Source organism: Pseudomonas fluorescens (genome assembly GCF_018614775.1).
Taxonomy (GTDB): domain Bacteria; phylum Pseudomonadota; class Gammaproteobacteria; order Pseudomonadales; family Pseudomonadaceae; genus Aquipseudomonas; species Aquipseudomonas fluorescens_BY.
This window is the reverse complement of record NZ_JAGGOF010000066.1, coordinates 57,916-69,077: the sequence shown is the minus strand read 5'-3', so window position 1 is coordinate 69,077 and position 11,162 is coordinate 57,916. Positions and strand designations below refer to the sequence as shown.

The 11,162-nt window shown below is 61.3% G+C and carries 12 protein-coding genes; 9 read left to right on the top strand and 3 right to left on the bottom strand.

Annotated elements, in window-relative coordinates:
- The first annotated feature begins 155 nt into the window (after positions 1 to 155).
- From J7E36_RS17780 to J7E36_RS17755, 6 genes are all read left to right on the top strand, one after another.
- The gene (locus J7E36_RS17780) at positions 156 to 1,208 is read left to right on the top strand and encodes a Gfo/Idh/MocA family protein (protein ID WP_215005512.1); all 1,053 of its coding nucleotides are present in this window, start codon (positions 156 to 158) and stop codon (positions 1,206 to 1,208) included.
- Positions 1,209 to 1,355: 147 nt separating this feature from the next.
- Positions 1,356 to 2,282, top strand: coding sequence for a sugar ABC transporter substrate-binding protein (locus tag J7E36_RS17775; RefSeq protein ID WP_215005509.1), 927 nt, complete (start codon positions 1,356 to 1,358; stop codon positions 2,280 to 2,282).
- An 80-nt stretch (positions 2,283 to 2,362) separates the two neighbouring features.
- Entirely contained in the window at positions 2,363 to 3,916 is a 1,554-nt protein-coding gene (locus tag J7E36_RS17770; RefSeq protein WP_215005507.1) for a sugar ABC transporter ATP-binding protein, read from the top strand.
- Positions 3,917 to 3,949: 33 nt separating this feature from the next.
- Entirely contained in the window at positions 3,950 to 4,972 is a 1,023-nt protein-coding gene (locus tag J7E36_RS17765) for an ABC transporter permease (protein ID WP_030141285.1), read from the top strand.
- Positions 4,973 to 5,298: 326 nt separating this feature from the next.
- Complete coding sequence (locus J7E36_RS17760; protein WP_003202859.1) at positions 5,299 to 5,703, top strand: TraR/DksA family transcriptional regulator; 405 nt, start codon at positions 5,299 to 5,301, stop codon at positions 5,701 to 5,703.
- 173 nt (positions 5,704 to 5,876) lie between these two features.
- Complete coding sequence (locus J7E36_RS17755; protein ID WP_215005504.1) at positions 5,877 to 7,469, top strand: methyl-accepting chemotaxis protein; 1,593 nt, start codon at positions 5,877 to 5,879, stop codon at positions 7,467 to 7,469.
- Between the two features lie 143 nt (positions 7,470 to 7,612).
- Here J7E36_RS17755 and J7E36_RS17750 read toward each other — a convergent pair whose 3' ends face one another.
- From J7E36_RS17750 to J7E36_RS25320, 3 genes are all read right to left on the bottom strand, one after another.
- Positions 7,613 to 7,849 (bottom strand): DUF2789 family protein, encoded by a 237-nt coding sequence (locus J7E36_RS17750; protein WP_215005501.1) that lies wholly within the window; start codon positions 7,847 to 7,849, stop codon positions 7,613 to 7,615.
- Between the two features lie 77 nt (positions 7,850 to 7,926).
- On the bottom strand, positions 7,927 to 8,157 hold the full coding sequence (locus tag J7E36_RS17745; RefSeq protein WP_215005498.1) for a hypothetical protein: 231 nt from the start codon (positions 8,155 to 8,157) through the stop codon (positions 7,927 to 7,929).
- A gap of 129 nt (positions 8,158 to 8,286) precedes the next feature.
- Entirely contained in the window at positions 8,287 to 8,481 is a 195-nt protein-coding gene (locus J7E36_RS25320) for a hypothetical protein (protein ID WP_231286522.1), read from the bottom strand.
- A 470-nt stretch (positions 8,482 to 8,951) separates the two neighbouring features.
- Here J7E36_RS25320 and J7E36_RS17740 point away from each other — a divergent pair, with 470 nt between their 5' ends.
- From J7E36_RS17740 to J7E36_RS17730, 3 genes are all read left to right on the top strand, one after another.
- On the top strand, positions 8,952 to 9,401 hold the full coding sequence (locus tag J7E36_RS17740; protein ID WP_215005495.1) for a hypothetical protein: 450 nt from the start codon (positions 8,952 to 8,954) through the stop codon (positions 9,399 to 9,401).
- Positions 9,402 to 9,576: 175 nt separating this feature from the next.
- Positions 9,577 to 10,587, top strand: coding sequence for an ABC transporter substrate-binding protein (locus J7E36_RS17735; protein WP_215005492.1), 1,011 nt, complete (start codon positions 9,577 to 9,579; stop codon positions 10,585 to 10,587).
- A gap of 137 nt (positions 10,588 to 10,724) precedes the next feature.
- On the top strand, positions 10,725 to 11,162 hold the full coding sequence (locus tag J7E36_RS17730) for a DUF3995 domain-containing protein (protein ID WP_215005488.1): 438 nt from the start codon (positions 10,725 to 10,727) through the stop codon (positions 11,160 to 11,162).

The following is an 11,162-nucleotide window of genomic DNA, read 5'->3' as shown; positions in this document are numbered from 1 at the left end:
GGGCTTGCTCGCGAAGACGGACTGACATTCGGCATCTATACCGGCTGACCCACCGCTTTCGCGAGCAAGGCCGCTCCCACAGTGGACGGGTGTTGTCCTAGCGGTACTCGCTCCCACAGGAACTGTGTTCATTCAGTGATTTATAAGGAGATGCCATGCGAATCGGACTGGTGGGCTACGGCAAGGGCGGCCGCTTCTTTCATGCGCCGTTGATCGGCAGCCTGCCCGGCGCGACGTTCGTCGGCGTGGTGACTCGCTCTGCCGAGCGGCGCGAGCAACTGGCCGCTGATCATCCGGGTGTCCAGGCGTTCGACACGCTCGAACAACTGGTGGCGGCGGGCGTCGATGCGGTGGTGGTGTCCACGCCGTTGGACACCCGCCCGACCATCGTGTTGGAAGCCATCGAGCGCGGCGTGGCCGTGGTCAGCGACAAACCCTTCGCCCATGACGCCGCCGAGGCCGAAGCGCTGGTGCTGGCGGCCGAACGGCGCAACGTGCCGTTGAGCGTGTACCAGAACCGTCGCTGGGATTCGGACTTCCTCACCCTGCGCAAACTGCTGGCCTCGGGTGCCCTGGGCCAGGTCATCCGTTTTGAATCCAGTGTCGAGCGTTACTCGCCGACCTCGGTGGGCAAGGGCAGCGGCGGGGGCTTCCTGCGTGACCTTGGCAGCCATCTGGTGGACCAGGCGCTGCAACTGTTCGGGCCAGTGGTGCGGGTCTACGCGGAGTTGGACTATCGGCAACCGGGGCAGGCCTTCGATAACGGTTTCTTCATGTCCCTGGCCCATGCTGACGGCGTCGTTTCACACCTGAGCGGCAACTGCCTGCAAAACGCACCGCGTCCGCGCTTTCGGGTCAACGGTACCCACGGTTGCTACACCGTCGAGGGTCTGGATGGTCAGGAAGCCCAGGCGCTGGCCGGGTTGAGCCCGGCCAGCGAGGGCGAACGCTGGGGCGCCGAGGAACATCGACGCTGGGGCTGGTTCGAGCACGGCAGCGAGCGGGAGCGGGTGACCTCGGAGCGTGGTTGCTGGATGGCGTTCTATGAGGGGCTGCAATCCGCGTTGCAGGGGGCTGCACCGCTGCCGGTCGAGGCCCGTGATGCACTGGCGACCACGCGGATTCTCGACGCTGCCAGGCTGAGTGCCGAGCACGGCAATGTGGTGGTTTTGTCTGCACCGGTGGGCCATGGAATAAAAAACGAATAAAATTCTAAAATTGGTTGATATGGAAAATATTTTCCAATAAAGTCATTTCCAGCTTGCCGAGATCCGGTGCCTACCGGGGCAAGCAAGTCTTAAACGTCCGCTACGCCTTATCCATAAAACCAACAAAAAAGTGGAGAAAGACCGTTCATGAAGACCAAGACCCGTATCGCCTCGCTGGCCCTGTCGTTGATGCTCACCAGCGGCGCAGCCCTGGCGGACCTGAAGATCGGCGTCAGCATGTCTCAGTTCGACGACACCTGGCTGACTTACCTGCGCGAATCCATGGACAAGAAGGCCAAGTCCCTGCCGGACGGCGTCAGCCTGCAGTTCGAAGACGCCCGCAGTGACGTGGTCAAGCAACTGAGTCAGGTGGAAAGCTTCATCAGCCAGAAGGTCGACGCGATCATCGTCAACCCGGTGGACACCGCCGCAACCCAGCGCATCACCAAGGCCGCCGTCGCCGCCGGCATTCCGCTGGTCTATGTCAACCGCCGTCCCGACGACCTGAAACTGCCGGCAGGCGTGGTCACCGTCGCCTCGGACGACCTGGAAGCCGGCCGGATGCAGATGCAGTACCTGGCCGACAAGATGGGCGGCAAGGGCGACATCGTGATCCTGCTCGGTGACCTCGCCAACAACTCCACCACCAACCGCACCAAAGGCGTCAAGGAAGTGCTCGCCAAGTATCCCGGCATCAAGATCGAGCAGGAACAGACGGGCACCTGGCTGCGGGACAAGGGCATGACGCTGGTCAATGACTGGCTGACCCAGGGGCGCGAGTTCCAGGCGGTGGTTGCCAACAACGATGAGATGGCGATCGGTGCGGCCATGGCCCTCAAACAGGCGGGCACCCGGAAGGGCAGCGTGTTGATTGCCGGGGTCGACGGCACGCCGGACGGCTTGAACGCGATCAAGAAAGGCGAAATGGCCGTCTCGGTGTTCCAGGACGCCAAGGGCCAGGCCGATGGCTCGATCGATACGGCGGTGAAGATGGTCAAGAAGCAACCGGTCGAACAGGCGGTTTGGGTGCCGTATCGCCTGATCACCCCGGAAAACGTCGATCAATTCAAGTAAGGTCCAACGTACCCTCGGTTCCACCACAATAATAAGCAGGCAAGGTCGCGACATCGATCTTGCCGAGGGAGTACCTGATCATGTTCGCTTCAGCGACTGCTTCGAGCGCCCCGGCGATGACTGTCCGGCCGGGCGTAATACCTGAAGAACCGTACCTGCTGGAAGTCGTCAATGTCAGCAAAGGCTTTCCCGGCGTGGTGGCCCTTTCCGATGTCCAACTGCGGGTACGTCCCGGCTCCGTGCTGGCCCTGATGGGCGAGAACGGCGCGGGCAAATCCACCCTGATGAAAATCATTGCCGGGATCTACCAGCCCGACGCCGGTGAACTGCGCCTGCGCGGCCAGCCGGTGAGGTTCGATACGCCGCTCGCAGCCTTGCAGGCGGGCATCGCGATGATTCACCAGGAACTCAACCTGATGCCGCACATGAGCATCGCCGAGAATATCTGGATCGGCCGCGAGCAGCTCAACGGCCTGCACATGATCAACCACGGCGAAATGCACCGCTGCACCGCCAGGTTGCTGGAACGCCTGCGCATCAAGCTCGACCCCGAGGAGCAGGTGGGCAACCTGAGCATTGCCGAGCGGCAGATGGTCGAGATCGCCAAGGCCGTGTCCTACGATTCCGACATCCTGATCATGGACGAACCGACGTCGGCCATCACCGAAACGGAAGTCGCCCACCTGTTCTCGATCATTGCCGACCTCAAGTCCCAGGGGAAGGGGATCATCTACATCACCCATAAAATGAACGAGGTGTTTGCCATCGCCGATGAAGTGGCGGTGTTTCGCGACGGTGCCTACATCGGTCTGCAACGGGCCGACAGCATGGACGGCGACAGCCTGATCTCGATGATGGTCGGGCGCGAACTCAGCCAGTTGTTCCCGGTGCGGGACAAACCCATTGGCGACCTGATGCTGTCGGTGCGCGACCTGAGCCTGGACGGTATCTTCAAAGGCGTGTCCTTCGACCTGCACGCCGGGGAGATCCTCGGCATCGCCGGGCTGATGGGTTCGGGCCGGACCAACGTGGCCGAGGCAATCTTCGGCATCACCCCGAGTACCGGCGGCGAAATTCGCCTGGACGGCCAGCCGGTGCGCATCAGCGACCCGCACATGGCCATCGAGAAAGGTTTTGCCCTGTTGACCGAGGATCGCAAGCTCAGTGGCCTGTTCCCGTGCCTGTCGGTGCTGGAGAACATGGAGATGGCCGTGCTGCCCCATTACGTCGGCAACGGCTTCATCCAGCAGAAGGCCCTGCGCACCCTGTGCGAGGACATGTGCAAGAAGCTGCGTGTCAAGACGCCGTCCCTGGAGCAGTGCATCGACACTTTATCTGGCGGCAACCAGCAGAAAGCGCTGCTGGCCCGCTGGCTGATGACCAACCCACGCATCCTGATCCTCGACGAGCCGACCCGTGGCATCGACGTCGGTGCCAAGGCCGAGATCTACCGGCTCATTTCCTACCTTGCCAGCGAAGGCATGGCGGTCATCATGATTTCCTCGGAGCTGCCAGAAGTGCTGGGTATGAGCGACCGGGTGATGGTGATGCACGAAGGTGACCTGATGGGCACCCTGGACCGCAGCGAAGCGACCCAGGAACGAGTGATGCAACTGGCCTCGGGTTTGTCCTGAAGCTCGTCAGTCCGATAAAAAAGGTAAGTGGCTATGAACGCGATACTGGAAAACAAACCTGCGGCCGCACCGGCCAGGACCCGCCGGCGGCTGCCGACGGAACTGAGCATCTTTTTGGTGCTGATCGGCATCGGCCTGGTGTTCGAACTCTTCGGCTGGATCATGCGCGACCAGAGCTTCCTGATGAATTCCCAGCGCCTGGTGCTGATGATCCTGCAAGTCTCGATCATCGGCCTGCTGGCCATCGGCGTGACCCAGGTGATCATCACCACCGGTATCGACCTGTCGTCCGGCTCGGTACTGGCGCTGTCGGCGATGATCGCCGCCAGCCTGGCCCAGACCTCGGACTTCGCCCGGGCAGTGTTCCCGTCGCTGACCGACTTGCCCGTGTGGATCCCGGTGGTGGCCGGGCTCGGCGTCGGCCTGTTGGCCGGGGCGATCAACGGCAGCATCATTGCCGTTACCGGCATCCCGCCGTTCATTGCCACCCTCGGCATGATGGTTTCGGCCCGTGGCCTGGCGCGCTACTACACCGAAGGCCAGCCCGTCAGCATGCTGTCCGATTCCTATACCGCCATTGGTCATGGGGCGATGCCGGTGATCATCTTCCTGGTGGTGGCGGTGATCTTCCACATCGCCCTGCGCTACACCAAGTACGGCAAATACACCTACGCCATCGGCGGCAACATGCAGGCGGCGCGAACCTCGGGCATCAATGTCAAGCGTCACCTGGTGATCGTCTACAGCATCGCCGGGTTGCTGGCGGGCCTGGCCGGGGTGGTGGCCTCGGCGCGGGCGGCTACCGGACAGGCCGGCATGGGCATGTCCTATGAGCTGGATGCGATTGCGGCGGCGGTGATCGGCGGAACCAGCCTGGCCGGCGGCGTAGGGCGCATCACCGGCACGGTGATCGGCGCGCTGATCCTCGGGGTGATGGCCAGCGGGTTCACCTTTGTCGGAGTCGATGCCTATATCCAGGACATCATCAAGGGGCTGATCATCGTGGTGGCGGTGGTCATCGACCAATACCGGAATAAACGCAAGCTCAAGCGTTAAACAGCCTTGTGCTGCGACAAAGCGCCACGCCTGACCCGCGTGGCGTTGCCATTTGTCTTCTTAATAAAGCTATTGCAGCGAATTTCTTGTTATAAACGCACTCCGATGACTGCCGAATGCTTGTCAGAGAATATTTCCAAGGGTTGTCGGACATTTTCCCATGTTTTCGGTTGCTGAGGCCTCGACTCGGCCTTAGACTGCCGCCCCTCGTAAATTGAGTGCCGGGTGGCGCTTGGAACAGACGGCGCCTTCCTGACGAGCGTGGCAGCTGCGCTGCGGGACGCTCCATAATTCGCCTTAATGCACGTTTTTTTATAGAGATATCAATGACAAAGGAAAAGTTGCTGGCCATGCCGGCGGATGACTACATGAACGCCGAGCAGCTGGCTTTCTTCACCAAGCTGTTGCAGAACATGAAAGTCGAAACCCACGAGCGCATCGAACAGAACCGAATCGCCATTGAGAGCCTGGACACCCCGGCCGACCCGGCGGACGCTGCTTCCGTAGAAGAAGAGCGTACCTGGCTGGTCAACGCCATTGACCGTGACCAGCGCATGCTGCCCCAGCTGGAACAGGCCCTGGATCGTATCAACGACGACAGTTTCGGCTGGTGCGACGACAGCGGCGAGCCTATCGGCCTCAAGCGCCTGCTGATCAGCCCGACCACCAAGTACTGCATCGAAGCTCAGGAACGTCACGAGCAGATCGACAAGCACCAGCGTCAGGCCTGATATCCGTCCTCGAAAAATCGCAACCTTGCACCGGAGGTTGCGATTTTTTTTTGCTTCATATTCCGCCTTCCCTGCCGTTGACCTGATGCAAGAACACGACTAATGGACCATGGATAATGGCTCGATAGTGGCGTTTAATGCGGTCATAACAACGATAATTGTGGGTGACGAAGATGGCGACAGACGGATCACTGACGGGTGCGGTGCCGGTGACGAACGGAATGACACGCTGGCTGACGCCGACCTTGCAGAGTCTCGCCCTGGCCCTGCTGTTGTGTGGCATGACCCTCGGAGGCTGGTCGCTGTACCTGGGCCTGCCTTTGGTGATGCTCATCATCTGGCTGCCACGTTTGCGCTCGCGCATTGTCAGCGCGCAGGCGCCCGCGACCGATAAGTTGGCCGAACTGACCCGCGACCTGTCCTACACCACCAGCCATAACGCGTTGTCGGCGGCCGGGGTCGCCTATTCGGTCAAGCAGCTGGCCGGCAAGGTCCAGTCTCAACTCGATGCGGCGGCGCAGATCGTCAGCAATGCCGAATCGATGATCGCCACCGAACAAGCCACTTCGCAACTCAGCCAACAGGCCCTGGGCGCCGCCAGCGAGGCTCATCGCAGCAGTGTGGCCGGGCGTAGCGAACTGGTCGAGTCGATCAGCCGCATGCACCAGCTCAGCCAGCGGGCAAACGACAGTCGCGAGTTGATCGAAGCCTTGAGCGTGCGCAGCGATGAAATCCAGCGGGTGAGCCTGGTGATCCAGTCGATTGCCAGCCAGACCAACCTGCTGGCGCTGAACGCGGCCATTGAAGCGGCACGGGCCGGCGAGCATGGCCGTGGGTTTGCGGTGGTGGCCGATGAGGTTCGTGGCCTGGCGGGGCGCACGGCTGCCGCTACCGGCGAGGTCGGGGTGATGGTGGCGGACATCCAGCAGCGCACGGCCCAGGTGGTGGAGCAGATCCGCCAACTGGCCGGTGACCTGGACAGCGGCGTGCAACAGGTCGAACACACCGGCCAGCACCTGGAAAACATCGCCCGGCTCGCGGCCGGCGTCGAAACCCAGGTCAGTGCCATCGCCCAAGGCACCGACACCAATCGCGAACAGCTCGACAGCCTGTTCCATGCCATCGAGCAGATGCGTGGCGACCTGTCCATCAGCGACCAGCAGACCCAGCGCCTGGCCGAGGCTGCGGTGCAGATGGAAGGCCAGGCCGAATCCATCAGCGAACGCCTGGCCGAGGTCGGCCTCGACGATTACCACCAACGGGTCTATGACCTGGCACGGGAAGGGGCGAGCCAGATCGCCGCGCAGTTCGAGGCGGATATCGACCAGGGCCGGGTCAGCCTCGATGACTTGTTCGACCGTCACTACCAGCCCATCCCCAATACCCAGCCCGCCAAGTTCCAGACCCGCTTCGACCGCTATACCGACCAGGTGCTGCCGGCGATCCAGGAACCCTTGCTCGCCCGACATGAGGGCCTGGTGTTCGCGATTGCCTGCACCCAGCAGGGGTACGTGCCAACCCACAACAAGCAGTTCAGCCAGCCGCTGACTGGCGATCCCCAGGTGGACACGCTGAATAACCGCACCAAGCGCAAATTCTCCGACCGCACCGGGATCCGTTGCGGCAGTCACCAGCAGCCGGTGCTGTTGCAGACCTACACCCGCGACACCGGCGAGTTGATGCATGACCTGTCGGTGCCGATCATGCTCAAGGGCCGTCACTGGGGTGGTTTGCGGTTGGGCTATAAACCGCAGAAGGCGCGGTAGGCGCAGCGTCGCACCTGGAACAAATGTGGGAGCGGGCTTGCTCGCGAAAGCGGTGGGTCAGCCAGTATGGGTGCCGACTGACTCACCGCTTTCGCGAGCAAGCCCGCTCCCACGGCGATTGCATGCGGCAGAAGGAAAAAGGGTTATTTACCGTCGTGCAGGCGCACGTTCAGTTGATCCACCAGCACCGCTTCTTCGCCGTCGGCCAGCAGCCACTCGCGCAGGAGCTGTTTTTGCTGATCCGACCAGAAATCGGCCTCCACCAGTTTGATCTCCGGGGCCAGCGGGTGGGTCATGATGAAATCGTCGATGGCGTTGCCATCCGAGGGCAGGCCTAGTTGGTCGAACAGGGTGCTGAGCTCGTGCGAAGGCTGTTCCATGGGGTTCTCCTTTGGGGATGGGCGGGGAGTGGCTTCCCTTTATCAGAGGCGAGCGAACGTCAGGAGTTCGATCGGCATCAGGCTTTCAAGGCCCCTTCATCCACGGCGAGCTTCAGGGCTCGGGCCGCTTCCCTGGCGGCCTGGGCCGCGACTTCCGATGTCTTGAACCAGCGATCCTTCTCCACCTGGTGCCAGCTGACCTTGGTCAAGGCGGGCTTGGCGCGCATGACGATGACGGCCTGGAACTCGCCTTCGACCTCCCTGGCTTCGCCCCGGATGAGAAATTCGCCAATATCAAGTTCCGTCACGTCGCGCCTTCCTTTCAAGTGATAGTGCTGATGCGCGATCCGCCGATGGGAACCGGCACCGCTGGCAGGCAGTATGGCAGCAGTTGCCTGTCGGCGGCTCAGTTAAGTCACGCAACGGCTCAAAGGCACTCAAGCGCTCCGTTCGAGACGCCTGGCCAGGTAGCAGGCCTCGTTATGATCGGTGCGGAATCCTCTTACACGTCCAGTCGACGTTTCTTCAATGTGAAAAAAGCACTTACCGGCCAGGACCACCCGATAACGCGGTTGTAGCAACGAGATGGGCGCGCAATTGACGCCGTCAAGGGTGTCGGGTGTGTCGGCCATGCAAGGGGCGACGGGGGAGACAAGGGGAATCAAAGTGGCCATGCGAATTCCTTTTCTATGGTTTACCGACGAGTTGTCGGCTGTTGCGAGTGGTCTTCACGCCCACGGCTGCTCTAGAATCGGCAGGGTTGTGGGACGGTTGCGCCTATCTAAAGCAATTTTTTTTGGGCTCGATGTCAGAAAAATGCTTTTCTAAGTGAGAAATTTCCCTAAAGTTAGTAGTCCCACCTTTTCCGATGCTCAGAGTGGTGTTTTCCTTCAACTTCTGACGACCCCTTGGGAAAGACGGCGAGAGTGACAACCTTTAGTCTGCTCTCGGCCCGGGGAATGGGGCGCGCGGTTCATTTCGAATTTTCAGTACAGGTCCATTGCGACATGACAGTCGGCACGGGTTCTCGTGGCTCGTCTTTTCAGAGGGGCGGGTCGTTTTCAAAGATGGGGATGGTTCCTTGGCAGTAAGTAATCTCGACATGCATGCGTTATTTGTACTTGGTGACCTGCGGGCAAAACTGGTCAAGCTGTTCCAGTCACGTTTCGTCTACATCACTGAGCAGTCCGCCGAAGGCATCTATGTTGCCGAAGTCGACACCGAGTCGGCCCTGGTGGTCGATGACAAGCCCAGGCTGGAGCTCAAGGTCGGTGATCATTTTCGGGCAGCGGTTTTGCCCAGTCGCGAAGGCGGCAAGTTTGAAATCCGCTTTCGCGAAATCAAGCTGACAGTCTATGGCCTGGGTGACTACGCCTTCGTCACGACCACCGGTGGTGAGGCGATCCTGTTCAAGGAAGGCCACAGCGTGGTGACGGTGTTCGCCGCCAACGAACAATTGCAGGAAGGCATGACCAAGACCTTGAAGGCCGTCACCGCCAAAGCTGCCAAATGGCGCAAGGGCGAGCTCGTGACGTTCAAGGCCAGCGAGTGATACGGCAACGCCGGTGAAAATCGTCTGAAAAACCGGGTCTGCCTGGTAAGGGCTGGAGTTTTTCCGGGCCTCACTGGAACCTCGGCTACAGTCAACTGACTGAACTATTCAGAGGCTTGCGTTCGGTAACGCAGGACCGTTCGGCGATGGCTGTATCTGGCACGAGGTGCAAAGCATGAAACGAGTTCGACAGTGGCTGGCTGCCTGGGCCACCTTAGCGGTGTTGGTTTCGCCGGTTCCGGCGTCAGCAGCTTCAGCGCCGATCCACTTCGCCGACCTGAATTGGGAAAGCGGCAGCCTGATCACCGATATCCTGCGGATCATCGTGGAAAAAGGCTATGGCCTGCCGACCGACACGTTGCCTGGCACCACCATCACCCTGGAAACCGCCCTGGCCAACAACGACATCCAAGTCATTGGCGAAGAGTGGGCCGGTCGCAGTCCGGTGTGGGTCAAGGCCGAGGCCGAGGGCAAGGTGGTCGCCCTGGGTGATACGGTCAAGGGCGCGACCGAAGGTTGGTGGGTGCCCGAATACGTGATCAAGGGCGATCCGGCCAAGGGCATCAAGCCCGTGGCGCCGGATCTGCGCAGCGTCGAGGACCTGGCGCGCTACAAGCACGTGTTCAAGGACCCGGAAAGCCCGGACAAGGGGCGCTTCCTCAACAGCCCCATTGGCTGGACGTCCGAGGTGGTCAACCAGCAGAAGCTCAAGGCGTATGGCCTGACGGACAGCTACGTGAACTTTCGCAGCGGCTCGGGGGCGGCGCTGGACGCCGAAATCACCTCATCGATCCGCCGGGGCAAGCCGATCCTGTTTTATTACTGGTCGCCCACGCCGCTGCTCGGGCGTTTCAAGCTGGTGCAACTGCAAGAGCCACCGTTCGATGCCGAGGCCTGGAAAACCCTCACAGACGCCGACAACCCCAATCCGAAGCCGACCCGCTCCCTGGCCTCGAAACTGTCGATTGGCGTGTCAGCGCCGTTCCAGCAACAGCACCCGGACATTGCCGAATTCTTCAGCAAGGTCGACCTGCCCATCGAACCGTTGAACAAGGCCCTGGCCGACATGAGCGAGAAGCGCACTGCGCCGCGCGAAGCCGCCGAGGCGTTCCTCAAGGCGCACCCGCAGCTCTGGCAGGCCTGGGTGCCCAAGGAGGTGGCAGACAAGGTCTCCGCCGCGCTGTAGCGCGTCCAACGCCAGCCGCTCGAACCTTGATCCCGGGCAATGCGTCTTTCCCTGGAAACCAGGCAGTCTGCGCCCGTCCGGCGAAATGCCAAATTCCAGCTAGGATGATTGTTCAACCTTTTTCAGGAGGCTGGCGAATGACGCTCTTATTGGCTCGGTCGCTGGTCGCAGTGTTTGCGACCATCAGCTTGATCCATTTGTATTGGGCCCTGGGCGGGCGCTGGGCAGCTTCGGCGGTGGTGCCCCAGGTGCCGGTGAAACAGGGCGACATGTTGCGCCCGGCGTTCGACCCCTCGGGCTGGTTGACGTTGCTGGTGGCCCTGGCGTTGCTGTTGATCGCGGTGCTGGTGTGCCTGCGCAGCGGTCTGTTGGCGCCGCCGGTCACCCACCGGGCGTTGCAATGGCTGATCAGCGCGATCGCCCTGTTGATGTTCGCCCGGGCGATTGGCGAATCGAACCTGGTGGGCTTCTTCAAGGAGTTCAAGGAATCGACGTTCGCCCGGCTCGACACCTGGGTCTATTCGCCGTTGTGCGTGGTGCTGGGAGCCGGGTTGCTGGCGGTGGCCTGGGCCTGA